This window comes from Paenibacillus sp. F4, assembly GCF_002894905.1.
Classification (GTDB): Bacteria; Bacillota; Bacilli; order Paenibacillales; family Paenibacillaceae; genus Paenibacillus; species Paenibacillus polymyxa_B.
On the sequence record NZ_POVS01000006.1, the window covers coordinates 331,688 to 356,587 of the forward strand.

Below are 24,900 nucleotides of genomic sequence, written 5' to 3' on the forward strand. Positions count from 1 at the left end.
ATATGCGGGAGAAACATTACGGACTAGGCTTCTTTAGCCTGCTGGTCTTCATCTTTCTGCTCGGTCCGCTGTTGATCATATCGGTCACTTCTTTCGAGCCGGGCACGGTATTAAAATTTCCTCCGCAGGGCTTTTCTTTGCGCTGGTATGAAAATATTTTTGAAGTGGATTTGTTTATGTCCACGTTCAAAACGTCCATTGTCGTCTCTCTGCTAGGCAACATCTTGGCACTGCTGATCGGTATGCCTGCCGCCTATGCACTTAGTCGCTTTTCGTTTCGCGGGAAGGATGCGCTGAATGCTTTGTTCCTTTCCCCGTTGCTTATACCGGGTATCGTTCTTGGTTTTACACTGCTGCGCTATTTGATCATTGTTTACCATTTACCAGTATATGCTGGGCTATTGATCGGACATACGGTGATTATGTTGCCGTTCATTATTAGAGTCATTGCATCCAGTTTGTCTAACTTTGATTTTGCGATTGAGGAAGCAGCGCTTAGTTTGGGGGCTGGACGGCTGGAAACCTTTTTCAAGGTGGTTCTGCCCAACATCCGCTCAGGTATTATTGCGGCTATCCTGATTGCCTTTCTGGAATCATTCAACAATGTCGACATCTCCGTCTTCATGACAGGACCGGGCTTCAGCACCCTGCCCATTCAAATGCTGACTTACGTCGAAAATTATTTTGACCCGACGATTGCAGCGATTTCGGTTATGCTGATGATTTTGACCGGTATCCTGATGTTCTTGATTGAACGACTGATGGGATTGTCTTACTTCACTAAAAGGTAATGGAGGCTTCAACCTTATGGCACTGCTTACTCTGGATCGCGTATCGGTCGCTTATGACAACCAACTGATCTTGCAGGATTTCGATTTGCAGCTCGAACGGGGGCAATTGCTCTCGTTGCTCGGACCGAGTGGTTGTGGCAAAACGACCACACTTCGTCTCATTGCAGGATTTCTCGAAGCTAAACAAGGAACATTTTTGTTTGGCGATAAGGATTATACTCGGGTTCCGGTGAATAAACGGAACTTCGGCTTTGTATTCCAAAGTTATGCACTCTTCCCGCATTTGTCCGTTTTTGATAATGTTGCCTTTGGTCTGCGGTTACGCAAGGTAAAGGAAGATGATGTAAAGCGCCGCGTTATGACCATGCTGGATACGGTTAGCCTGGGGGGATTTGAAAAACGTTTCCCCGGTGAATTGTCAGGCGGACAGCGTCAACGTGTTGCGATTGCGCGAGCGCTTGTGATTGAACCCGATCTGCTGTTGTTTGATGAACCTCTGAGTAACTTGGATGCTAACCTGCGTGTAAATATGCGTGTGGAAATCCGCCGTATTCAACAGGAACTGGGCATCACTACTGTGTATGTATCGCATGATCAGGAGGAATGTTTTTCGATTTCTGACCAGGTTGCGATTATGAATAAGGGGAACATCGAACAATTAGATGCTCCATCGACCATTTTTAAATATCCGACGACCGAATTTGTCGCCCGTTTTATTGGGTTTAATAATTTTCTAAGCTTTGACGAGCGTACTGAAGAAGGGGATCGTATTCGACTGAATACAGGCGATCTTTCGTTCGGCGTAGCGCGTAATCAGGGTACGGCCCAGCCGGGTGCTCGCCAGGGCGCTATTCGCCCGGATGATTTGGTCATTCGAACAGAAGGCAACGAGACAGGGGAAAATGAGCTTCCCGGTATTATTAAGGTAAGTACTTACCTGGGGCGTAGCTATCAGTATGTGGTAGAAACGGCAAAAGGCAACTTTACGGCTAATCAGGAAATGGATACGCCTTACCTGAGTGGTCAGCGGGTTACCCTGCATTTTCCGGCAGATAAAATGGTGCTGGTCCAATAATCAGCGGGTTCGATGAAGGAGATACATCATGCGTGCAGACAAAATGATTTTACAAGTTAAGGTGTATAACAGTTACTACAAAACGTTCGAAGAAGGTAATGTAGCTATACTTGACGGTAAGTTTATGTATATCGGTCAGCGTGGTCTGGAGTCTTTCGAGGCTGCTGAAATTGTCGAAGGGCACGGGAAATATATGATTCCCGGCCTGATCGACATCCATTTGCATATCGAAAGCACAATGGTGACACCGGCAACCTTTTCCTATGGGCTGATTCGCAATGGGGTAACGACGATTGTACCAGAACCGCACGAAATGGCGAATGTTTTCGGATTGGAAGGCATCCAGGAAATGATGGAAGCCAGCAAGGATTGCGTGGCTGATATGTTCTACGGCATCCCAAGCTCCGTCCCGGCAACACCGCTCGAAACCTCAGGAGGCGAGATCGGTATTCCCGAGATTGATGCGCTGCTGCAAACCGGTGAAATGATCTGCCTGGGTGAAATTATGAACTATGTGGATGTCATTCGTGATCCGGAGAGCAAGACGAATCGCATCTTACGCCATGTTCGTGAGCATTACCCGGAGCTGATCATTGAAGGCCATACGCCGCAATTGCTTGATTTGGACCTGCATCAGTTGATCTATGCGGGGATAGGCTCAGACCATACTCACCAAAGTATTGAAGGTATGAAGGCGCGGATGTCCGCCGGGATGTTTATTGAAATCCAGGAAAAATCCATGACCCCCGAAGTGATGGACTATCTTATTCAGGAAGATGTGGCACAACATTTTTGCTTCGTAACGGATGATGTGATGCCAGACTCCTTTGTAGAGCGAGGGCATCTGAACCATATTGTAAGTAAAGCAATCGGAATGGGCATGAAGCCTGAGGATGCCATTTATGCAGCTACGTTTACTCCTGCTGCACGGATGCGAATGCATGACCGCGGAACAATTGCACCGGGAAAAATAGCTGACTTTGTACTGCTGTCCGATCTTGGTCAATTTGATGTGGAGCAAGTCTATAAGGACGGACTCAAGGTATTTGATAAGTTCGAGGAATACCATCAAGCACCGATAAAAAGCCGCTTCCCCGCCCATTTTTATCAAAGTGTGAAGCTCAATCCGCTCACGGAGCAGGATTTTACGGTAAAGATGGATGTAGCTGATGGCACACATCAATGTCGTATTATGATGGTCAAGGATGGCTCAACTTTTACAAGCGAACGGATTGCACCTGCTCAAGTAGAGCAGGGGGAACTGGTATGGGAACATGGTGAACATGGACTTATTGCTACGTTTGAACGGTATGGAAAGAATGGCAACCGTGCTTACGGTTTGATCGGGGGAGATACGATTGAACGTGGAGCAGTGGCAACCACCTATTCGCACGATAACCATAACTTGCTGGTCGTAGGGCATAACAAGCAAGATATGATACTGGCTGCGAATACGGTTCTATCCAGCCAAGGCGGCTTTTGTGTAGTTGAAAATGGCAAGGTGCTGTCCCATTTGCCGTTAACCGTAGGCGGGATTTTAACAGAAGGACCGCTGGAAATGGTTGCGGCCCATGTGAAGGAGCTTCGTTCAGCCTTGCTGTCGCTGGGCTACCGCCATTACAATCCAATCATGTCACTGTGTACGCATTCTTTGCCAGTCAGCCCGGCCTTGAAAATTACCGATCACGGCCTGATTGATGTAAATGCTGGCAAGGTTGTATCCTTAATCGTGGAACCTTCAGAGATGCAAGAATAATAAAAGAGCCGACCCTCTTACGGGTCGGCTCTTTTTTTGTCGTGGCTAGGTATGAGGTAGTAAGTTATGGACTTTGCCTACAATACAGATACTTTAGCAGACAAAATTAACATCTTCTTTACTCCTATTGATGTAACCTATGTATAGAAGATAAATAAGTCTTGATTCTGGATATCCTATTGCCTATAGAGTTTGATTTACAATCAATTCACGTAATCTTCATGATTTAAACCGAATTAAGACTTGAAAAACATCGACACAGTGTTATAATTAAAACAGGATTTAGATTAAGTCTAAATTAATTAATAAATATTTATTGGATTCACGCATGGGATTTTGAAGAAAATCAGACACTACTGTTAACGAGTATCCAAGCTTTACACCAACTATATTTTGAATGAAAACGAGAGGGGATTTTAACATGAGTACATTAAATCATACGAACGCACCTACACAAGAGGCTATTCAAGAATTGCACAAGGCATTGAATCGTCAGGTAGCTACCTGGTCTGTATTGTATACGAAACTGCACTATTTCCACTGGTATGTGAAAGGACCTAAATTCTTCACACTGCATGCTAAATTTGAAGAGCTTTACAATGAAGCAACAGCTAATCTAGATACGATTGCTGAACGTTTGTTGGCTATTGGTGGCCGTCCGGCTGCGACCTTGAAGGAGCATTTGCAACTTTCAGCTATTCAGGAGTCCGCAGATGAGCAGACAGCTGATGATATGGTGAAGTCCGTTGTTGCTGATTTTAAAACCATCACTGTTGAACTGGCTAATGGGATGGAAGCAGCGGAAGCAGCACAGGATAAAGCGACAGAGGATCTTCTTAACGGCTTGAGAGAAGCAATGGATAAACATATCTGGATGCTGAGTGCGTATTTGGGATAATTAATTGGTTTATATTTCCATGTATATGGAGATCAGGTGAACAAGATACACATCCCGTTGGTTCCAGTCTGCCACTGGAGTATAATGACGAGAAGGCGTGGAAGACCACGGGCTCTTGAGTCATGGAGCTGCCGGGATGGGGTGTATGTTATGAAAGTAAAACAACAGCTTTTGCATGAAGCGGAGCAGTTTATATATACATGTTATGAGGAGCTGGGCCGAAGCCGCGATGAAGCGGAAGCCCGGCTTCTTAATATTCGTTACGACATAGAGGCTACGGGAACGTATGATCATACTTACGAAGAGCTGGAGCACGGAGCGCTCATGGCTTGGCGCAATAGCAATCGTTGCATCGGGCGCTTATTTTGGGACAAGCTTTTGGTCAGGGATGCGCGGGGCGCATCAGATGCGACGGAGGTGGCCAGCGAGCTACTGGAGCATATACGCATAGGAACGAATGGCGGTAAAATTAAGCCAACGCTTACTGTATTTCGCGCCTCCAAGCCGGGGCAGCCGAATATCCGCATCTGGAACCATCAACTCATTCGTTACGCTGGATATGAAACCGATCAAGGGATCATCGGAGACCCGATCTCGGTGGATTTTACCAATGCTTGTAAGGATATGGGCTGGCAAGGGGCGATGACTCCTTTTGATATATTGCCACTGGTTGTGGAAGCAGGCGGGCGGCCTCCCGAGCTATTTGATATTCCTGAACATTTAGTGATGGAGGTAGCCATTGAGCATCCAGAACTTTCGGGTTTCGCTTCCTTGGGATTACGTTGGTATGCCGTGCCTATGATTGCCGACATGACGCTGGAGATTGGCGGTATCATCTATACAGCGGCTCCCTTTAACGGGTGGTATATGGGAACAGAAATCGGCGCCCGTAATTTTGCGGATACCTTCCGCTATAATATGTTGCCACAGGTGGCTAAGCTGATGGGGCTGGATACGACGAGTGAAACAACGCTTTGGCGTGATCGGGCGCTGGTGGAATTGAATATTGCTGTGCTGCATTCTTTTAAAAAAGCGGGAGTCAGCATTGTCGACCACCATACCGCAGCGGCACAATTCAAGCTGTTTGAGGAACGGGAAGCCAAAGCTGGGCGTGCACTGACAGGCAATTGGACATGGCTGATCCCCCCGCTATCCCCGGCGACAACGCATATTTTTCATAGCTCCTATGATAATCGGCTTGTGAAGCCGAATTTCGGAGTTCAAGAGAAGCCGTATATGTCGAGACAGGCTAATACAGCATCAGATACAGTGCTTCAGCAGAAGCGCCAAGGCTGCCCTTTTCATTCCGGGTAACGATGGGAATGGCCTAATGGCTGGATTAGGACTCCAGCTTATCCCATGCAACGATAAAAAGGGTAGCCAGTGGTCCTATTAATAGGGAGAGCAGAAACCAATTTAGCCCGCTCCGATTTTTGGATTGTGCCAAGCCGGCATTAATCAGGGCAAGCGTTCCCCAACCTATATAATAATCTTCTGACATGGTATTCTCCTTTGTAAAAAGGTATAATATCGTACTGTATATGGTATGAACACATCCATGATTTCATAAGTTTAAAGTAAATATAACTTTATATATCCTGGTTTGAGGAGCGAAGCTAAGTTGGAAAGAAATCAGGCAGAGCGCATTGTCGCTGAGCTGTTGGAACGGGCTGCTATAGGTGTGACAGTCAAGCTGGAGAAACGTTTTCCTGGTGGAAGGCTGATTGGGGGCAAATATGCTATGAATGCTCACGCCATTACCATGTATACGGACGTTATCGAAACACAGTGTTTACAAATGTTCGGCAGCGTTGATCGAGTTGAGGAGTATTTTACGGTTGTGCTTGCACATGAGATCGGGCACGCCGCCGATACGGAATTAGTGGACCTCTCCGATGCGTTGGAGCAAGAGAACGGGATAGGGACCCGGCAGCGACTTGCGCTGCAAATTGAAGAAAACGCATGGAATTATGCGCTTAGACTGGTGCCTGAAATAGAAGCAACGTTTATTTCTGCCGTAATAGACGAGTCCTTGCTGGCCTATCGGGTCCCGGTTATGGAGCAGTCCGACATTGCGTAACGATGATGATCCAAGAGCCGTCAGGCTCTTTTTTTGTTGATTAGAACAGACGAGATCGGGTCGGATGATTTAAAGAAGTAGCTTTTTAAGCTGCGACACGCGTCCTTGGGATAGTTCGAGCATTTCGGCTAATTCTTTTTGAGATACATTAGGATGCTCCTGCATGAGCTGTTTTAGTTTATTCAGGAGATCATTCTGATTTCTGTAACTCCTTCTTTTCTTGGGCTGGACAGGACGGGATTCACTCAAATGACTGGAAGGATTATCGCTCTTCAGATTTTCAATACAACTTTTACATATCAGATGATCCCTAAAATAGCTCAAATGATCTACGGCACCACAAAAATAGCAAGAAACCCCTGTATACTTGCGAATCATCAGCCCCTCTGGGGTAATAAAAAAATCGAGGGCATCTCCAATATTAATATTCATAGAATTGCGCAGCTCCTTGGGCAGCACAATGCGGCCCAAATGGTCTAATGGCCGTGTCATTCCTGTGTTCTTCATCATTTTTCCCCTTTCCTGAAATGCGCTTATAGTTGTAGGAATTGTATGTATATATGCTGGAAGTACAAAGCGCTTATATTACAGTTTATTTTGGTATAGCTATGCTGAAAAAAAAGCTCCGGCATGACGAACAATTACGTCTGCCGGAGCATTGTGCAGCCAATGAATCTAAGATGTCATGTCGAATTACTGTGGGTTGGTTGTCCAAATACCGGCTACTTTTAATTGAACTCGTGAAGGCAGTTTCAATGCGGCTAATGTCAGATCGGCCAAATCCTGTGGTTGAAGCATGCGATCCTCATCACCAATAGGCAATCCTGCGTTTGCTGCCAGCTCTGTATTGACAGTGCTTGGAGTCAGCGCGGTGACGCGAATGTTAGATTTGCGAACTTCCTGCATCAGTGCTTCCGTGAAGCCCATCAAAGCAAATTTGGATGCGCAATATGCCGAGCCTGTTGCAAAACCTCGTTCTCCTGCCGTCGAGGAGATATTAATAATGTTTCCGCTCTTTTGTGCCAGCATGCTTGGAAGCACAGCATGTGTAACATAATAGGTTCCCATCAGGTTTACGCGAATAATACGTTCCCACTCTTCGGGGTCCATATCTGCGACTGTACCAAAGGTAGCAATGCCTGCATTGTTGATCAAAATATCGACAGCGCCCAACTCGTGTTCCAGTGAAGCTACAGCGGCAGCGGCCTGTGCGCGATCCGATATATCTGCAACAGCACTCACCACTTTCACACCGTATGTACTCCCCAGCGAATCCTGCAGATTTTGCAGGTCAGTCAATGTTCGTGAGATTAATCCCAGGTTAACGCCTTCCTTGGCTAAAGTTTCGGCAATTGCTTTACCGATTCCTTTGCTGGCTCCTGTAATAATGGCTGTTTTATTCTTAAGTTCCATCCAGTCTCCTCCTTTTCACTCCATAACGTGGTTGTGCATGTGAGCACATGGTTACATTATACAAGGTTAAACTCATTGAACCAAACTTCGCCTCTGATAAGGTATTCATCCAGAGGTCTCCTATTTGGAAATATTAATATCCCCTGAGGTGGTTTCTACCTTTATCACATTCACACTACCGGGAACAGATTCGGGAGTATCTATACTCCCAGAGTCAGAGTGGACATTATAAACACCTTTAAAATCGGGAGCTTGCTTAATCTTCACGTCACCAGAATCAGCATTCACTTCCAAGTTGGCTACGGCACGTTGCGTAATATTTGTCTCCCCTGAGGTTAGGGAAATAAGGCCATTACCGCTATAATCGCGGATGGTAACATCGCCAGAAGTAAGCTTCAACTCCATATCTGCTGCAAGCTGACTGGCTGTAAAATTGCCGGATGTTAAATTTGCGATCAGGTGGGTACTTTGGAGGTTTGTAATCTCGGCAGTGCCTGAAGTAGCGGTGATGGAAGTATTCTGCACGGAGGCATCTTGAAGTTTTACATTCCCTGAATGTGCATCTACCTGTAGGTCAGTTAGTGTTTCGCCGGAGGGCATCTCTACGGTAATCGTTTGATCCACATCAGGGGTGATCGAAAGGAATGACAAGGAAGCGGCCGGCTCCGATTGAATCGTAAGCATACCGTTCTCAATTCGGGCATTATGAATTTGGTCGGCTACCTTTGTCTGAACTTCTCCACTAATGCGTATCGTACCTTGGTCGCCAGAGCCGGGAGTAAACAAAATAGAGACATCATCAGAACTGTCCACTTTCAGCTTCTGTAGCTGACCACGTGTGAACGTCCATTTTTTGTTAATCGCAGTTGTTTCCTTCATGACTTGTTGACTCCATGGGGCACCGTAAGCCACCATTCCGGCTACACCGATCACAATGCACAGACCTGCTGCCATAAACCACTTTTTATTCATGTTGTTAGTAAGCTCCCCTCAGGGTAGTCTGATTCCATTTCCAGTATCGTACTGTGCCTTTGACCATAAGTAGTAAGAGATAGCGTACTCCAGGCAGCAGCAATAGACCTATACCCGTCAACGTGATAGAGAAAAAGAATTTGGCCGGGTAAAAGGTACTGTTTAGCGCATAATCAGTAACGGCGAGAAGGGGGGCTGCAATGAAGCTGACCGCTACCACGGTCAATGAAACCCATACTACCCATAGGGTAGCCATAATCGGGATGGAGATCAGCAAGTTGAGAAACAGCAGTCCTAAGAAAGTAAAAAGATTGCGTGCGAAGCTTCCCTGGGGAGGAGAAGCGTTCCAGGCTGCATTGGGATCATCCAACGCTTCTCGGGCAATATCCTCTGGGTTACCCAGCTCATGGGCAATCTCACTTTCGCTTTTTCCATTGACCAACCCGTAGTCAAAATGCTGGCTCAAATCACTAATCAGCTCATTGCGTACCTCTGCAGGGAGAGGAGAAAGACGCTGCTCCACCTCTGTAAGAAACTGTTTTCTATTCATCGGAATTTCCTTCCTCCAGTAGGCTTGCGACATGATGGACAAAATCATTCCATTCCCGCGTAAGTATTTTTGTATAATGGCTTCCAGTATCAGTCAGCCGATAATATTTGCGGGGAGGCCCCTCGGTCGATTCCTGTAAATACGTTGTGCAGTATCCTTCTGATACCAGACGGCGAAGCAGTGGATATAGGGCTCCCTCAGCTACTTCAATATGACGGGAGACGGCTTGAGCCAACTCGTAGCCATAACGGTCTCTGCGTCCAATTAGAACTAGAACGCACAGTTCCAGTACCCCTTTTTTGAATTGGATGTTCACATTCACGAGCGGTGCTCCCTTCCTGGATGTTATCAATGATTCATAGGTGTCGTTCGGAATAAGGGGAAGAAACGTGTGTTTGTGCATAATTTGTCACGGGTACTAATTATAGAACAGTAGTCAGGTATAATTTAACATCATGTACTGATTAATGCAAGGTACTAAATTTTTAATAATAAAATATTTGTGCCAAAATGGGCAGATTTTCTTTCTTGAAGGCTTTATTGAATAGCGAATGTTGTAGAAAAAAGTAGTTTCATTTGGAAATTCCTCGAAATCTGCCTGGAAGCCCAAATAGGATGCCGCTTTAATTTCATTCATTAAAATGATAGATTGTAAAGTATTCAATAGGGTTAAAGATTACTTTTTATGAAGAGGTGGTAAAGGGTGGATTGGAAACACTGGTATATGGAACTGGAACAGGATGATGAGTCTTGGGATGTATCTGAGGAGATTGTTCTTCGTGGTGTAGTACATGTTAATTTTTGCGGGCAGCCCTCGGAAGTAGAAGTCGAATTTATCGTGGGAGCCGACTCCGAAGAACAGGCACAGACTATAGAAGAACCTACACAGTTGCAAAAAAAGACATGGGAGCAGTATATGGAATATTCGTCAGCTATTCATCTTAAAGTGTTGGAGTCCATACACCATCATTATGCTGGCATAGTGGAAAAGTACCGGAATGCTTACAATACATGGGGAGAGGACCCAGATGAATATGCGCCTTATGTGGAGCGGCCGGAACAATTGCTGAATCGAATACAGCTTATGTCTATACTGATTTCCGACTCATCGGCAAAGGATGAACTGTATTTGAATTTTAGTTGCTCCTGGGATCGAGAACATGGCTTAGGCGTACATATGAAGCAGATGAAAATGGAGCATATTCAAGGCGTTTATACATTATATGACCTAGAATAAATCCCCCTTCCTGGCTTTTAGCAAAAAGGGCCGGAAAGGGGAATAGGAGAAGGTGAAAATGATGGCGCGATTGGATACGATAAAAAAATTAATTGGATACAGCCAATGCAGCCCGGGCTGCTTGAGCCGCCTGTACCATTTGCCGCAAGGCGGCGACAGATTCCTCCTTGGTGCGGGTTTTCAGACCACAGTCCGGATTAACCCAGAACAGATCTGATGGCAGTACGCGCAGGGCACGCTGGATCATGCTTAGCATTTCAGATACATCGGGGATGCGAGGACTGTGGATATCGTACACACCTAGACCGATGCCTTTGTCGTATACCTGATCTTCAAAGCTGACAATCAGTTCTCCGTGGCTTCGCGAAGTTTCAATAGATATAACGTCAGCATCCATATCGGAGATGGACTGGATCATATGCTGAAATTCGGAATAGCACATGTGCGTATGGATTTGAGTCGCTGGCTCTACGGTGGCCGTGGTCACAAGGAAGGCTTGAACTGCCCAATCCAGATAGGCTTGCTGTTGTTCTTTTTTCAGCGGAAGCCCTTCACGAATTGCAGGCTCATCGACTTGAATCATGCCTATGCCGGCTTGTTCCAGTGCCTCTACCTCTGCCCTTAATGCCAGAGCCAACTGAAAAGCAACTTGACTGCGTGGAATATCATTACGTTCAAAAGACCAGTTCAAAATGGTCACAGGGCCTGTAAGCATTCCCTTAACAGGCTTGGAGGTTAACGATTGAGCGAATGCCGTTTCTTCCACGGTCATGGGCTGATCGAAGGAAACGTCTCCGTATATAATCGGCGGTTTGACACAGCGGGAGCCGTAGGACTGCACCCATCCGTTTTGCGTAAAAGCAAAGCCGTTCAGCTTCTCGCCAAAAAATTCAACCATATCGGTCCGCTCAAATTCCCCATGTACAAGCACGTCAATGCCAATGTCCTCCTGAATATCAATCCATTCCTTGATTTGCTGTTGGATGAACGTCCGGTATTGCTCGGCTGACCATTCTCCTTTGCGATAGTGCAGGCGGGCCTTGCGGATCTCGGCGGTTTGCGGGAAGCTACCAATGGTCGTCGTAGGCAGTGGAGGCAACTTCAGCTTATTTTGCTGAATCTCACGACGCTCGGCGAAAGGAACGCTGCGTGACAGAGGCTCTTTTGCCAACAGGTCGGCCAGATCGGCAGCTGTCTGTACGCGTGCCGCTGAACTGTTGAAACGGGCTACCGCATCCGCACTTTGCTCAAGCTTGGCGAGTGCGGAAGGATCGTGTTTGCCAAGTGCAGCCGTCAGGACGGCGATTTCCTCCAGCTTTTCATCGGCAAAGGCCAGCGCTTGCACCAGCTCCTTGTCCAGCTTTTGCTCTGCCTCCAGACTGACTGGCACATGCAGCAGACTGCATGATGGCTGTACGATAAGCTGTGCGGCAGTGGTTTGTTCTGCTAACTGCCCCAGCAGAGCAGCCACAGCGTTCAGGTCGCTGCGCCATATATTGCGCCCGTCAATGACCCCAGCGCCCAGCGTTTTCTCTTTAGGGAAGCCATGCTGCAATATATGCTGAAGATTTTCGCCATCATCATACACAAAATCAAGACCCAGCCCTTGTACAGGAAGTGCGGACAGACGCTCATAATGGTCCAGGCTGCCAAAGTAGGTTTGCAGCATTATATTTAAGGAGGGCGCAGCTTGGTTCAAAACTTCATAGACTTCCTGAATAATGTCCAGATCCTCTGCTGGGAATGAGGTGGTCAGGACAGGTTCATCGATTTGGACCCACTGGACACCTTCTGCTGCTAGTTCAGACAGGACACGGGTGTATAAAGGCAGGAAGGTTCTTATAATAGAGGCAAGCTCCTTACGATCATAGCCTTTGGATAGGGTAACGAATGAATAGGGGCCGATGAGGACCGGTTTCCCATCAATGCCTAGTTCTTGTTTTGCTTCACGATAAGCCTGTAAAGGTTTATTTTCAGTGAACACCGGGACTGCGTTTGCCAATTCAGGAACGATGTAGTGATAATTGGTATTCATCCATTTGGTCATTTCACTGGCTGTTGCTCCCTTCTGTCCACGAGCGATCCCGAAATACACAGACAGAGGAACCGGACCTGCGGGACGATGGTTGAACCGTTCGGGTACCAGACCGAACATTACAGATGTATCCAGCATGTGATCGTAATAGGAGAAGTCTCCGACAGGAATGCGTTCAATCCCCTTGTCGCGCTGCTTGCTCAGATGCTCCAACCGTAATCTTTTCATCTCCGTCTGCAGTTCGCTTTCGTTAATGCTGCCGTTCCAGAAGCGTTCCAGCGCTTTCTTCCATTCCCGGTTTTCGCCGATACGCGGATATCCCAGATTACTGCTAATCAAGCCGGACAATTCAGGCCATTCAATAACGGACATGTACTTTTCCTCCTAGCGGGTAGCTGTTTTATTTTACGTACCAAAAAAGGCATTCTTCCCCCCAAAGTTAAAAATAAGTAGGGGAAAGAATGCCTCCGTGATTAAAAAATCAAAAATACGGCGACTGCTCTTAACACCTCCCTATCTTCCGTAGGTACTTGCGATGTTGTTAAAATAGGCAGGTCTCCTGACTTACGGATCATGACTCTCAGCATCCCTTCCCGGTCTGTGGACCAGTGGATGTATGAACAGCTGAAAGTTCCCCGTTTACAGTGGCGGGACCGTGCCGGATTTGCACCGGCTTCCCTTTTAAGCCTGATCTGAATAGAACAGACACCTATCTCCAAGCTATGCGGTTAAGGTATGACGAATAATTATGCACTCGTATACTTGTTCACCATCATAAGTGAAACTTACAGGATGCGCAATAGAAACCCCAATGGAATCTGTTAGCTATATGAAAAAAAGACAAGCCTTACCCATGATGGGGACTTGTCTTAGATTAGATATAGCCTCTTGCTTGCTGGGTAAGCATCGCCTTATGTCAATAGAACGGTATAGCCTGCCTGAATACTGGCTTTTACATCTACCAGACGCTGGTTGCGACTGCCCCGGAAGGGAAGGGTCAGGTCCTTTTGCTGTTCTACAAAACGACCATCCACAATCACATCGCACAAAAGCGCTAGCTCCTGTCGCTCCTGATCTGTGAGTAAATCTTCATAGACAAAGCCAGTATAAGCCCACACGGTTCGGTCGGGACAGGCCTCGCGGAAGTCACGCACAAATTGCGAGCATTCTGCTGCTGAGAAAAACGGATCTCCCCCGCAGAGAGTCAGTCCGTCCAACAACGGATTATCCATGATGTCACGAATGACTTCCTGTTGTCGTTGGGGTGTAAATGGCTCACCTGCACGGAAGCTCCACGACGCTGGATTAAAGCATCCGGGACAGGCATGACGGCAACCGCTAATGAACACGACAGTGCGCAGGCCGTATCCTTCGTTCAGAGATTCCGGAATGTAGCCACACAAATTCACTTATGTTTCACCCGGTCTCGAACTTCTGCCTGTTTTGCAGCATTAAAGCGAACGGTATAATCTCCTGTCAGATATCCGGTTACCCGACGTAAGCGCTGAAAGTGTGTATGCTCCTCATCTGTGCCACATTGGGGGCAGCTTGTCCCGATAATCCCTTCATAACCACATTCCGTACAACGATCCACCGGGTGGTTGATGGAGAAGTAGCCGATGTTCTGATGCAGCGCGTACTGAACAATTTTAAGAAACGCATCCGGGTTATTTCGCGCATTACCGTCCAACTCGATGTATGAAATCGCACCAGCGTTGCATAGGTTATGGAACGGAGCTTCCAAGCTGATTTTACGAGCAGCCGGGAGCGTGTAATACACGGGAATATGAAAAGAATTGGTGTAATATTCTCGATCATTTACCTCAGGAATAATCCCGAAATCACGTTGATCCAGCAATGTGAACTTGCCCGACAGACCTTCGGCAGGCGTAGCAAATAATGTAATATTTAAATTGTGATATTCACTCATTCGATCGCAATACACGCGCATGGAAGTGATGATTCGCTGTGCCTCGCGGTATACAAAATCATCCTCCCCATGGTGTTTCCCGTATAGTGCCTTCATGCACTCAGCCAGCCCGATGAACCCGATCGAAAGCGTACCGTGCTTTAGTACGCTTCCCACCTTATCATCTGGCGCCAGTTGTTCTCCACCTTCCCATACCCCTTCGCGCATCATAAAGTCCGAGGCTTTGGCAGGCTGGCTGGTCTGGATTTGATAGCGATGGATTAGGCCATCTACCGCAATGCGCATAACTTCTTCCAGTCTCGCATCAAAGCGATCACGGTCAGGTGTTAGGCGTTTGCCTGTGCAAATACCATACTCAATGCCAAGCCGCACCAGATTAATGGTATTAAAGGAGAGATTTCCCTTGCCACTCTGCCGGTTTCTACCGAAACGGTCAGAAATGGTGCGGGTACGGCAACCCATTGTCGCTATAATGGTATCCGGGTCATCAGCACGGTAAAAAGGCAGGTTGAAGGTGGCATCCACATTCACAAAATTGGGATACATCCGTCTGCTAGAGCATTCGACCGCCCGTAAGAACAAATCATAATTGACGTCGCCTTCTGCCTGGTTGATTCCCTCTTTGCATTGGAAAATATGCTGTGGAAAAATAGGAGTTTCCCCGCTGCCCAAGCCGCGAATAGTGGCCTCCAGCAGCGATTGAGTAACAAGTCGTCCCTCAGCAGACGTGCACATTCCGTAATTCAGTGAAGTGAATGGGATCTGTCCACCCGCCCGACTGCTCATGGTATTCAGGTTATGAATGAGCGACTCAGCAGCCTGCCGGGTTTCCGTTTCCGTCTCTTCGCGTGCGAATGCGTATGAACGAGGGCAGACTTCTTGCAAATGGGGATTGGCCATATGTAGTTCGTCGTCAGACAGACTGGATTCTACCTCTTCCTCGAACAGCCGAAGTCCCTTGCGCAGATGCTTGCGGAAGGACCGGGCAACGTATGGGGCAAGGTCCCAATCGATTTTATTGGCAGAGACACCTCCGAATTGGCTGTTTTGCTGAGACTGGAATATGATGGCGACCAGTGCCATAGCAGACATAATCGTTTGCGGTGTGCGCACAGAGCCGTTGCCTGTATTGAAGCCGTCTCGCAGTAAACGACCAAAAGGAATAAAGATACAATTTGTAGTTCCGAGTGCATATTGGTCCAAATCGTGAACATATACATACCCGTGGTCAATCGCGTTCGTCAGTTCAGGCGGAAGTACCCGCAGGCGCGCATACCATTTGGCATACTCGGACCCAAGCTTGCTCATTTTGCCGCTGAACGATTCTCCATTCAAATTTGCATTCTCCCGCAGCATGTCCAGATCTTGTGCCCCAATGACCCGCTCGCCGATGTCGTATAATTGATGTTCCTCCAGCACCTTCATCGTAAAACCCTCCATATAGTAAAATATATATATTTTTCACAAAAACAACATATTGATGATATCTTGTGTTAACCAATTGTTTCGATCTATATATTGTATATACGTATACATTGAGAGTATGTGACTATTGTCACATTGGTAGGAGCGGGCAACATAAAAAAGCCAGATACAGAGTAAGGGACACATCCGCGGATATGCACCTTACTCTATATCTGGCCATCGTAGTTGCGATGAAAATGATAGGCTTGCGAGTACATAGTATAGGATCTTGGGATATTGTTTTGAGAAGGTTTAGAGTAGCTTTTTCAACTGGGACACCCGGCCTTGGGAAATATCCAGCATTTCGGCATACACTTTTTGTGGCAGGTTCGGGTGTTCCTGAATCAGCTTGCGTAGCTTTTTTACCATTTCACCTTGCTGCACTCTAGATTGCTTGGGTTGCCAGGTTGTGTTGGTTCGGGTCGGCTTGGAATGTTCTTGAGCCTGGATAGCATCGGCGCTTGTGGCATGCACATTTTCATCGGTCTTTAATACCTGGATGCACTCTGCGCAAATAAAGCTGTCGCGAAAATAAGTTAAATGATCCACCGCGCCGCAAAATTTGCAGGAGACACCGGTGTATTTTCTTAGTACAAACCCTTCTTCATCTACGAAAAATTCAAGTGAATCACCGATATTGATATCCATTGTGGTGCGCATTTCCTTAGGGAGTACAATCCGCCCCAATTGATCCAGAGGCCTTGTCATTCCGGTATTTTTCATTAGCGTTTCCTCCTTCAGTGATATATCCTGATTATACCAAAAAATATTATTTTTAGCTTTGTATATTGAAGGTAAAATACAACTTTTTTTGTCTTTATGCTGCGGTCTCTCTTTCAACCAGTATAGGATGTTTTCGGTATTGTTGCCGGGGTACCCCTTTTTAGCTATGATATATTAAAACGCTTTCATGAATGAACCTTTAATCATCTTAATTAAGCTAAGGAGATGACGGATATGAGTCATGAAACAACGGGTATCGAATATTTATTTCAAGATCCGAAGATTCATCTGGATGAGCGTGTACGGGATCTTGTGTCGCGACTAACCTTGGAGGAAAAGGTTGAATCCATGTTGCAATACCAGCCGGCCATTGACCGATTGGGAGTCGCAGCTTATAAGCACGGTACGGAAGCGGCACACGGGATAGCGTGGTTGGGTGAGGCGACTTCATTTCCTCAGCCTGTAGGATTGGCATGTACTTGGGATACGGAATTAATGCGCCTCATCGGCTCTGTTATCGCAGATGAGGCGCGTGTTTACTATCGTCGTGATCCCAAATTAAACGGTCTGACCCTGTGGGCACCTACAGTGGATATGGAGCGTGACCCGAGGTGGGGACGCAATGAGGAAGCTTACGGCGAAGATCCATATTTGACGGGAGAGCTGTCAAAGGAGTTAGTCAAGGGGATACAGGGGGATCATCCGGTATATTTGAAAGCGGTCGCCACTTTAAAACATTTTCTGGGTAACAATAATGAAGTGGATCGGGGAAGTGGCTCCTCCAGTATAGATCCACGAAACCTGCGAGAATATTACCTAAGAGCCTTTGAGAAGCCTTTTACGGAGGGCGGCGCCCAGTCGATGATGACTTCTTACAACCTTATTAATGGAACACCTGCTACGTTATATCATGGGGTTAACGATATTGTCAGGGACGAATGGGGGATGGACGGCTTTGTCGTAAGTGATGCGGGTGATGTCATGGGGATTGTCAACGATCATCAGTATTACGATTCCCACACGCCAGGTGTGGCCGAATCTATTCGGGCGGGAATTGACAGCATTACAGATGATGCAGAGCTCTCCAAACAGGCGATTCGTGAAGCCTTGGCGCAAGGAACGCTACAAGAAGAAGACTTGGATCGGGCATTGTTCCATACGTTCCGTGTCCGTTTTCGTTTGGGGGAATTTGATCCGGCGGCAGACAATCCTTATGCCTCAATCGGAGAGGAAGCTCTCCTGACAGAGCAAGCCCGTGAATTGTCGTTGCGTGCGGCGAGGGAGCAGATCGTATTGCTTAAAAATGAGCATGAACTCTTGCCTTTGAACCCTGCCCGGTGCGGCAAAGTAGCGGTCATTGGTACGCATGGCAATGAGGTGTACCGCGACTGGTATTCCGGTACGCTACCCTACCGGGTTACACCGCTGGAGGCGATTCGTGCCAAACTGGAAGGCGAGGACGCAAAGGAACGCGTCGTGTACCGTGATGCCAAGAATCGCGTGACCTTGACGGCGGCGAATGACGGAGCGAAGCTCACAGTCGATTCTTCTGGTGAGATGCGCCTGTCCCAGGATGGAAAGCCCACGATATTGACCATGACGGATTGGGGCTATGGCAGTGTGACGTTACATGATGAGCATCTGGGTACTTACGTGACGAGTGATGAGGAGACGCTCCGTGTGACAGCTGATGAAGCGTATGGCTGGTATGTCAAAGAGGTCTTTGGGCTGACTCCTGTTGGACAAGGAGAGCATCTGTGGACAACATGGAATGGCAAACCAGTGATTGCCGGAACGGAGGGCTCATTAAAGGTAGTGGAGGCTGAAAAATCTGCACTTCACGCTGTAGAGAATAACGCCTCGACAGCCTCGACAGTTTCAGGACAGAGCCATACAACATTCCAGGTAGAGACGGTGTCAGATGGTTTAGCGGAAGCGATAGCCGCTGCGCAAGCGGCAGATACAGCAATTGTATTTGTTGGAAATCACCCGCTCATCAATGGAAAGGAAGAGAATGACCGTCCAGGCTTGGAACTGGCAGCTTCCCAGCAACGGCTTATCGAGGAAGTGTATCACGTCAATCCGAATACGATTGTGGTTCTGACGGGCAGCTATCCATTTGCCATCCCTTGGGTTCAGGAGCATATTCCAGCAATCGTATACACGTCTCATGCGGGACAAGAGCAGGGTACGGCAATAGCAGATGTGTTATTTGGAGATTACGCGCCAGCGGGGCGTTTGAACATGACCTGGGTTCGGAGCGAAGATCAATTGGGCGACATCAAAGATTACGATATTATTCGCGGCGGTCGTACCTATCAATATTTTGAAGGTGAATCCTTGTATCCGTTTGGCCATGGGTTGACGTATTCACCTTTTGAATATAGTGACCTGCGTACCGATGCCCCAAAGGATAGCGTAAAATCTATTGCTGCACTGGATGCCGTGGATACGCTCCAGGTGTGGGTAGAGGTGACGAATCGGGGCGTAGCTGCTGGTGAAGAGGTTGTACAACTATATGTACGGCCCGGAGCCTCACGAGTAAAGCGACCACTGAAGACATTGTGCGGTTTTCAACGTATTCGCTTAGAGGCAGGTGAGAGGCGAACGGTTTCCTTTATGATTCGGATGAAGGATTGGGCAATTTGGGATGTTACACGGGATTGCTATTGCGTTGAATCGGGAGAATATACACTGCTGGCAGGCGCTTCCTCAGCGGATATCCGGTTGGAGCACCCTGTGTACGTTCGTGGCGAAGTTATTCCACCACGTCAAGCCGGACGAAGTATCCGCGCTGAAAACTTTGATGATTGCTCCGACATCGTATTGGATGAAAGCAAGGAGCAAAGGGAGGCTTGTGTACGTCCGCGGACACCTCAACGTTCCGGTTGGATTGCCTTTCATGGCGTAGACATGGATACGGTGAGTGTGGTCGAGCTTCAGTGCCGCGTGTCAGGCAACAGCAGCGATGCCACAATTGAGCTGCGTTTGGATGCGCCGGACAGCGAAGCTGTGGCACGTGTGAACGTGGGCAATACAGGAGGGGCGCAAGCATGGACTACGCTCGCGGAAGCGGTACATTCAGTCTCTGGCACACGTGATGTATACCTGTTGTTGAGCGGGGAAGTGCGGCTAGCTCATTTTACTTTGGGCGCTAATGCTACAGAGGATTCCGGCTTTCAGGCTTGAACTTACTTCTGACATCACGTACAATGCATTCAACGAAGTTTCTACAGCTTAGGGGTGTCATCTCATTTGAATAGTGAAAAACGACTACGCACCGCAACGCCCAAATGGCTTGGGGTGGCGGTAAAGGCGCTTGTCTATTTGGAAAAGTACGGAGAACTCTGTGCCAGCGGTTCTATTGCCCGTTCCATTGACTGCGAAGTCACTCTGGTGCGCAGGGTGCTGACGCGACTTGTACAGGCAGATTTGATTGCAGCACGCGAAGGTCGTGAGGGAGGCTATGTGCTTACCCGCTCGGCCGACCATATTACACTTGCCGATATATACCACGCCATTGAAATATGTGATCCGATTTTCCCGGGTATGATGCATGAACCGGAAACCAATCCTTTTTGTGAGGAGTTGGCGATAGCCGTATCCGAAATTTTAGCCGAGAGCGAACAACGTATGCTAGAAGTATGGGGGTCCCATACGCTGGCTTCGCTTGCCAATCGTACATCACTCGTGGTGGGGAAATGCAATCATAATGAAGATTCAAAATGATAATAGCCGATACGACTCTCAAGAGAGGGTTGTATCGGCTATTTCTATGAAATGGTCATGCCTCAAATTATATTTCATATGAGCAAACCCGGTTACGTCCTGCATTTTTAGCTTCGTATAGTGCTTTATCTGCCTGCTCCAGCAGGGCTGCCCCGGACATATCTTCCCCGGTACCAGGAAAGGTCGTCACGCCGATGGACACCGTGACTTTAAGAACAAGATCGTCCGCTAAAATAAACTCGTGCTGATTTACTCCACTTAGAATCTGATTAGCTATGCGCAGCGCTTGTCGAAAAGCACAATTCGGCAAAAGCACAGTGAATTCTTCCCCCCCGCTGCGGGTGACTACATCATTAGGACGACATTTTTCCATTAAAATCTGCCCAAGCTGGCGCAGCACTGCATCTCCTGCCGCATGTCCGTAGGTATCGTTGACTTCCTTGAAGTGATCAATATCCAACACCAGTACAGATAAGTGCTCATGACGTTGGCGAGCTTGAGGGAGCTTCTCTTCCAATGAAAACTCAAGCTGTCTTCTGTTGCTTAAATTAGTGAGATGGTCTGTGTAGGAGGTATGCTCCAGTCGAAGTAACAGCTCATTGGATGTGTTGATAGATTCAGCAATGAGGTACAGAAGACATCCGCCGACCATGGAAATGAAGAATTGGAGCGGATACACGTGCAGAACATCATCAAGATTTTTCAAATTAATCATAAGGGGACAGAATATAATGCCCAAAGCAAAAACGTTCATAATCATCAGCTTGGGTAAACGTGACCAGGACAGATGTGACAGCAAAGCGCAACCCAGACCGACGAACATCATAAAAATGGCACCTACGATGGCTTGAGTGTTGATACCAAACAGCAATAATCTACCTACACATACAAATAGGGTAGCCATGAGTGCTGCCGGACCGCCCATGTAAGTCGCGGTAGCTACGATGGCCAGATGGCGAAGATCGGCGATCGTATTAAATCCTACTGGAATTGAATAGTACATTATGACAATGCCGTAGCACCCAAAAAGGGCGCCTCCAATCCAATGTATCTTACGCTTCAAGGTGTGCAGCCGGATTTTATATCTTTGTGATATAAGGCCGGTTATGTACAAAAAGGTGACAAGGATACAGGTATTTACAAAAAACGTACTGAACAAGATGCTAACCCTCCCGAGAGGCATATTCCTTCATTTTATCAAAAAAACTGACATTAAGCTTGCAAATGAAGAATTTATTGAAATTTATTACGCTGGTGCGCTTATAACGTTTCGTTCACGTGTTTGGTGCATAACTGGGAATAGATTGAGCATACTCCAAAGATACAAGAATAAGGAAAAATGGGCGGTATCTATTGCTGCCTTACTGGAGATGAGGTTTGCTCATGATTCGCTATCCCTATCGCAAACATAATAAAAAGTCGGGTGCGGACAAGAATAAAGAAAATTCTTCACGTTCTTTAAAGATCGAGACTCATTTGGATACCAACTTGCAGCAAATTAAGGAATCGACGTCAAACAGCCCAGACTTCTTGATTCGCCGTTTTAATGTCGGCCTAAAGGCGGATGTTCCTGCCGCCATTGTATTTCTAGATAGTATGGTCAAGACGGATACGGTGAATGAGCTCGTCATGAAATCATTGCTTAGCCGCCCATCTGCCGAGGTGGCTGCTGAGGTAGAAAGTGCAGAAGAGCTTTACAATCGGATACAGGCTCATGCGCTGGAACTGGGTGAAGTGAAGGATTGCGATGATTGGAATTCCATGATGGAACAACTCTTAATGGGAGATACGATTATTTTACTGGAGGGCTGTAAAAAGACCATTGCGTGCGGCACACGTGGAGGAGAGGTACGGGCGGTCAACGAGCCTTCCACACAGTCTGCCGTCCAGGGACCGAAGGACGGATTTGTGGAATCCCTGTTCACGAACGTCTCTCTTGTACGTCGGCGGATTAAAAGCTCCGATCTTACGATGGAGATGTTCAAAGTGGGAAGTACGTCCCTCACGAATGTGGCCATACTGTATATGAAAAATATTGCAGATTCAAGTGTCGTAGATGAAGTTCGCAAACGGGTAAAAGCCATCAATATTGACGCCATATTTGAATCCGGCATGGTAGAAGAGATGATACAGGACCAAAATCTCACACCATTTCCAACGATCTATAACTCAGAAAGACCGGATACAATTAGCAGCAACATTATGGAGGGTCGGGTGGCACTCATTGTGGATGGAAATCCATTTGTACTGGTGATGCCTACTGTATTTGCTCAATTTTTTCAAAGTTCTTCCGATTATTCGGAACGTTACGACATGGCGACTGTCGTCCGACTCATCCGGTATATCAGCTTTATTATTCTGATTTTGGGGCCTTCTCTCTACATCGCTTTAACCACTTATCATTATGAAATGATACCAACCCCACTGCTCATCAGCATACTAGCGCAGCGGGAATCCGTTCCTTTTCCGGCATTTCTGGAGGCGTTTATTCTGGAAATCACCTTTGAAATCTTGCGAGAAGCAGGTATTCGAATGCCCCGTGTGGGCGGACAGACCGTATCTGTCATCGGTGCGCTTGTATTGGGACAAGCGGCTGTGGAGGCAGGAATAGTCACCCCGCTGCTCACGATAGTAGTAGCACTTACAGGGATTGCCAGCTACGCGATTCCGGCTTATAACATGGCGGTGGCCGGGAGACTGTTCAGGTTTGTTTTTATGATATTGGCGGCGTTTATGGGGCTGTATGGCATTACATTGGGGTTGATTGCGCTGATCGCCCATATGAACAGTCTGCGTTCTTTTGGAGTGCCCTACATGGCCCCTTTCAGTCCCTTCGTGCTGGAGAGTCAAAAGGATGCCGTATTGCGGCTCCCATTATGGATGATGCGGAAACGTCCTAAAAGTATCGCATCTACGAATCAGAAACGAATGAAGGATGGAAGCGGAATTTCCCCTTCCAATAAAACTTCACCGATGCAGGAGGGGGGCGTTCAGGGTGCATCAGGGGAAGGGGAATGAACGGAGAACAATAACCCTCAAATGGAGAGTGTGGATTCTGAGTTTGACGGGGCTGTTATTGATGCCACTTCTATCTGGCTGTTGGGATTCCGTGGAGCTGAATCAGAGGGCTGTAGTAGCGGCTATAGGTATTGATGAGGATGGGGAGTCGGGCTATGCGGTTTCCCTGCAGGTAATCGTGGCAGATGAAATAGCCGGAGCTAAAGCGAGAGGAGCCACCCCTGTCGTCTTGTTTCAGGAAAAGGGCAAGAATCTGTTTCAAGCGATCCGTAGAGCTTCACAAAGGGTTTCGCGGATCATTTCTCTGGCGCATACCAGACTGGTCGTTATTGGAGAAAAGTTGGCACGGGCTGGAATCGGCGATACGATGGATTTTCTGGAAAGATCTACAGAAATCCGGCTGCCGGTGAAAATGATGGTGGCACGCGGTAATACTGGGAAGGATGTGCTGGCAATCATGACCGCGATCGGCCGTATTCCCGCCAATGATATTTCAGGAAAGCTGGAAACATCGGAGCGTTTGTATGCCGGGGATTACGCGGTGACTATCGACGATGTCATTCGCAGCATGTCCAATAAGGGTGGCGGTCCTGTGCTGACGGGCATAGAGGTCGATGGGAATTTGGAGCAGGCCCCAAGCAAGAACAATGTGGACAATATTTTACCGAAAGCAATTGTTCATATTAACGGAATGGGGGTGTTCCAAAAGGACCGGCTTGTCCGCTGGTTGGACGATGACCAGGCCATTGGACTGTCTATGATCAACAACAAGGTAAAAAGTGCCCAAACAACATTGAACTGCGGTAAGAATGAGGAAACTATTGGCATCGAAACCTTGTTCTCTGCAACCAATATACACACTCAGATGGAGCAAGGGGAGCCTGTTTTTGTGATTAACTTAAAACAGACCGGGGCGGTACAGGAAGCCGAGTGCCCGATTAACTTGCAAAGTTCGGAGGCGATGAAAAGATTGCAGGAGCAATGGACAGAGGAGACGAAAAAAGTGATCAGTTCAACAGTCAGGGAGGTACAGCGTACCCGCAGCGATGTAATAGGCTTCGGCCGTGCGCTGGAGAGGAGTCATCCTAAAAAATGGGAAAAACTCTCTTCCGAATGGAGACGTTATTTTGCGGAAAGCACCGTCCGTATTCAAGTGACTTCTGTACTGAAACACACGCAGTCGCGGACTAACCCATATTCCAAGGGGGAATCAGACTAGTGGAAATAGA

General features: G+C 47.4%; 22 protein-coding genes and 1 riboswitch. Of the genes, 11 read left to right on the top strand and 11 right to left on the bottom strand.

The window, feature by feature from the left end:
- The first annotated feature begins 2 nt into the window (after positions 1-2).
- From C1T21_RS04015 to C1T21_RS04035, 5 genes are all read left to right on the top strand, one after another.
- On the top strand, positions 3-791 hold the full coding sequence (locus tag C1T21_RS04015; protein ID WP_013312456.1) for an ABC transporter permease: 789 nt from the start codon (positions 3-5) through the stop codon (positions 789-791).
- 16 nt (positions 792-807) lie between these two features.
- Entirely contained in the window at positions 808-1,866 is a 1,059-nt protein-coding gene (locus C1T21_RS04020; protein ID WP_103047311.1) for an ABC transporter ATP-binding protein, read from the top strand.
- Positions 1,867-1,894: 28 nt separating this feature from the next.
- Positions 1,895-3,622: an adenine deaminase C-terminal domain-containing protein gene (locus C1T21_RS04025; protein ID WP_103047312.1), complete on the top strand. Its 1,728-nt coding sequence runs from the start codon at positions 1,895-1,897 to the stop codon at positions 3,620-3,622.
- Between the two features lie 421 nt (positions 3,623-4,043).
- Positions 4,044-4,520 (top strand): Dps family protein, encoded by a 477-nt coding sequence (locus tag C1T21_RS04030; protein ID WP_103047313.1) that lies wholly within the window; start codon positions 4,044-4,046, stop codon positions 4,518-4,520.
- 150 nt (positions 4,521-4,670) lie between these two features.
- A complete protein-coding gene (locus C1T21_RS04035; RefSeq protein ID WP_103047314.1) occupies positions 4,671-5,834 on the top strand; it encodes a nitric oxide synthase oxygenase in 1,164 nt (387 codons plus the stop codon).
- Positions 5,835-5,859: 25 nt separating this feature from the next.
- Here C1T21_RS04035 and C1T21_RS27225 read toward each other — a convergent pair whose 3' ends face one another.
- A complete protein-coding gene (locus C1T21_RS27225) occupies positions 5,860-6,021 on the bottom strand; it encodes a hypothetical protein (RefSeq protein WP_013312451.1) in 162 nt (53 codons plus the stop codon).
- A gap of 120 nt (positions 6,022-6,141) precedes the next feature.
- Here C1T21_RS27225 and C1T21_RS04040 point away from each other — a divergent pair, with 120 nt between their 5' ends.
- Complete coding sequence (locus C1T21_RS04040) at positions 6,142-6,600, top strand: hypothetical protein (RefSeq protein WP_103047315.1); 459 nt, start codon at positions 6,142-6,144, stop codon at positions 6,598-6,600.
- A 69-nt stretch (positions 6,601-6,669) separates the two neighbouring features.
- On the opposite strand, the gene C1T21_RS04045 is transcribed toward C1T21_RS04040, so the two are convergent.
- The 5 genes from C1T21_RS04045 to C1T21_RS04065 all read right to left on the bottom strand — a co-directional run bounded on the left by C1T21_RS04045 (position 6,670) and on the right by C1T21_RS04065 (position 9,857).
- Complete coding sequence (locus C1T21_RS04045; protein WP_013312449.1) at positions 6,670-7,107, bottom strand: AbrB/MazE/SpoVT family DNA-binding domain-containing protein; 438 nt, start codon at positions 7,105-7,107, stop codon at positions 6,670-6,672.
- A gap of 186 nt (positions 7,108-7,293) precedes the next feature.
- A complete protein-coding gene (locus C1T21_RS04050; RefSeq protein ID WP_103047316.1) occupies positions 7,294-8,013 on the bottom strand; it encodes a 3-ketoacyl-ACP reductase in 720 nt (239 codons plus the stop codon).
- Between the two features lie 120 nt (positions 8,014-8,133).
- Positions 8,134-8,985: a DUF4097 family beta strand repeat-containing protein gene (locus C1T21_RS04055; RefSeq protein WP_103047317.1), complete on the bottom strand. Its 852-nt coding sequence runs from the start codon at positions 8,983-8,985 to the stop codon at positions 8,134-8,136.
- Positions 8,986-8,989: 4 nt separating this feature from the next.
- On the bottom strand, positions 8,990-9,535 hold the full coding sequence (locus tag C1T21_RS04060) for a DUF1700 domain-containing protein (protein ID WP_103047318.1): 546 nt from the start codon (positions 9,533-9,535) through the stop codon (positions 8,990-8,992).
- Positions 9,528-9,857 carry a PadR family transcriptional regulator gene (locus C1T21_RS04065; protein WP_061830478.1) on the bottom strand — a complete coding sequence of 110 codons (330 nt, stop codon included), beginning with the start codon at positions 9,855-9,857 and terminating at the stop codon, positions 9,528-9,530. The genes C1T21_RS04060 and C1T21_RS04065 overlap by 8 nt, the downstream gene beginning before the upstream one ends.
- Before the next feature lie 381 nt (positions 9,858-10,238).
- Between C1T21_RS04065 and C1T21_RS04070 the strand changes: the two genes are divergently transcribed.
- Positions 10,239-10,772: a DUF6985 domain-containing protein gene (locus C1T21_RS04070; protein ID WP_103047319.1), complete on the top strand. Its 534-nt coding sequence runs from the start codon at positions 10,239-10,241 to the stop codon at positions 10,770-10,772.
- An 88-nt stretch (positions 10,773-10,860) separates the two neighbouring features.
- On the opposite strand, the gene metE is transcribed toward C1T21_RS04070, so the two are convergent.
- The 4 genes from metE to C1T21_RS04090 all read right to left on the bottom strand — a co-directional run bounded on the left by metE (position 10,861) and on the right by C1T21_RS04090 (position 16,924).
- On the bottom strand, positions 10,861-13,179 hold the full coding sequence (gene metE, locus C1T21_RS04075; protein ID WP_103047320.1) for a 5-methyltetrahydropteroyltriglutamate--homocysteine S-methyltransferase: 2,319 nt from the start codon (positions 13,177-13,179) through the stop codon (positions 10,861-10,863).
- A 160-nt stretch (positions 13,180-13,339) separates the two neighbouring features.
- A riboswitch (cobalamin riboswitch) is annotated at positions 13,340-13,535 on the bottom strand.
- Between the two features lie 183 nt (positions 13,536-13,718).
- A complete protein-coding gene (nrdG, locus tag C1T21_RS04080; RefSeq protein ID WP_103047321.1) occupies positions 13,719-14,216 on the bottom strand; it encodes an anaerobic ribonucleoside-triphosphate reductase activating protein in 498 nt (165 codons plus the stop codon).
- The gene (locus C1T21_RS04085) at positions 14,213-16,162 is read right to left on the bottom strand and encodes an anaerobic ribonucleoside triphosphate reductase (RefSeq protein WP_103047322.1); all 1,950 of its coding nucleotides are present in this window, start codon (positions 16,160-16,162) and stop codon (positions 14,213-14,215) included. Before C1T21_RS04085 ends, nrdG begins: the two co-directional genes overlap by 4 nt.
- 291 nt (positions 16,163-16,453) lie before the next feature.
- Positions 16,454-16,924 carry an AbrB/MazE/SpoVT family DNA-binding domain-containing protein gene (locus tag C1T21_RS04090; RefSeq protein ID WP_103047323.1) on the bottom strand — a complete coding sequence of 157 codons (471 nt, stop codon included), beginning with the start codon at positions 16,922-16,924 and terminating at the stop codon, positions 16,454-16,456.
- 234 nt (positions 16,925-17,158) lie between these two features.
- On the opposite strand from C1T21_RS04090, the gene C1T21_RS04095 reads away from it, so the two are divergent.
- Both C1T21_RS04095 and C1T21_RS04100 read left to right on the top strand, forming a co-directional pair.
- On the top strand, positions 17,159-20,113 hold the full coding sequence (locus C1T21_RS04095) for a glycoside hydrolase family 3 protein (RefSeq protein WP_103047324.1): 2,955 nt from the start codon (positions 17,159-17,161) through the stop codon (positions 20,111-20,113).
- Positions 20,114-20,179: 66 nt separating this feature from the next.
- Positions 20,180-20,653 (top strand): Rrf2 family transcriptional regulator, encoded by a 474-nt coding sequence (locus C1T21_RS04100; RefSeq protein ID WP_069290611.1) that lies wholly within the window; start codon positions 20,180-20,182, stop codon positions 20,651-20,653.
- 67 nt (positions 20,654-20,720) lie between these two features.
- On the opposite strand, the gene C1T21_RS04105 is transcribed toward C1T21_RS04100, so the two are convergent.
- Positions 20,721-21,812, bottom strand: coding sequence for a diguanylate cyclase (locus C1T21_RS04105; RefSeq protein WP_103047325.1), 1,092 nt, complete (start codon positions 21,810-21,812; stop codon positions 20,721-20,723).
- A 224-nt stretch (positions 21,813-22,036) separates the two neighbouring features.
- On the opposite strand from C1T21_RS04105, the gene C1T21_RS04115 reads away from it, so the two are divergent.
- Entirely contained in the window at positions 22,037-23,671 is a 1,635-nt protein-coding gene (locus C1T21_RS04115) for a spore germination protein (RefSeq protein WP_103047327.1), read from the top strand.
- Positions 23,649-24,890 (top strand): Ger(x)C family spore germination protein, encoded by a 1,242-nt coding sequence (locus tag C1T21_RS04120; protein WP_103047328.1) that lies wholly within the window; start codon positions 23,649-23,651, stop codon positions 24,888-24,890. The genes C1T21_RS04115 and C1T21_RS04120 overlap by 23 nt, the downstream gene beginning before the upstream one ends.
- Positions 24,891-24,900: the final 10 nt, after the last annotated feature.

Coding starts and splice junctions, on each gene's coding strand:
- C1T21_RS04015 (WP_013312456.1), top strand. CDS start 3: ATGCGGGAGAAACATTACGGACTAGGCTTCTTTAGCCTGCTGGTCTTC.
- C1T21_RS04020 (WP_103047311.1), top strand. CDS start 808: ATGGCACTGCTTACTCTGGATCGCGTATCGGTCGCTTATGACAACCAA.
- C1T21_RS04025 (WP_103047312.1), top strand. CDS start 1,895: ATGCGTGCAGACAAAATGATTTTACAAGTTAAGGTGTATAACAGTTAC.
- C1T21_RS04030 (WP_103047313.1), top strand. CDS start 4,044: ATGAGTACATTAAATCATACGAACGCACCTACACAAGAGGCTATTCAA.
- C1T21_RS04035 (WP_103047314.1), top strand. CDS start 4,671: ATGAAAGTAAAACAACAGCTTTTGCATGAAGCGGAGCAGTTTATATAT.
- C1T21_RS27225 (WP_013312451.1), bottom strand. CDS start 6,021: ATGTCAGAAGATTATTATATAGGTTGGGGAACGCTTGCCCTGATTAAT.
- C1T21_RS04045 (WP_013312449.1), bottom strand. CDS start 7,107: ATGAAGAACACAGGAATGACACGGCCATTAGACCATTTGGGCCGCATT.
- C1T21_RS04050 (WP_103047316.1), bottom strand. CDS start 8,013: ATGGAACTTAAGAATAAAACAGCCATTATTACAGGAGCCAGCAAAGGA.
- C1T21_RS04055 (WP_103047317.1), bottom strand. CDS start 8,985: ATGAATAAAAAGTGGTTTATGGCAGCAGGTCTGTGCATTGTGATCGGT.
- C1T21_RS04060 (WP_103047318.1), bottom strand. CDS start 9,535: ATGAATAGAAAACAGTTTCTTACAGAGGTGGAGCAGCGTCTTTCTCCT.
- metE (WP_103047320.1), bottom strand. CDS start 13,179: ATGTCCGTTATTGAATGGCCTGAATTGTCCGGCTTGATTAGCAGTAAT.
- C1T21_RS04085 (WP_103047322.1), bottom strand. CDS start 16,162: ATGAAGGTGCTGGAGGAACATCAATTATACGACATCGGCGAGCGGGTC.
- C1T21_RS04090 (WP_103047323.1), bottom strand. CDS start 16,924: ATGAAAAATACCGGAATGACAAGGCCTCTGGATCAATTGGGGCGGATT.
- C1T21_RS04095 (WP_103047324.1), top strand. CDS start 17,159: ATGAGTCATGAAACAACGGGTATCGAATATTTATTTCAAGATCCGAAG.
- C1T21_RS04115 (WP_103047327.1), top strand. CDS start 22,037: ATGATTCGCTATCCCTATCGCAAACATAATAAAAAGTCGGGTGCGGAC.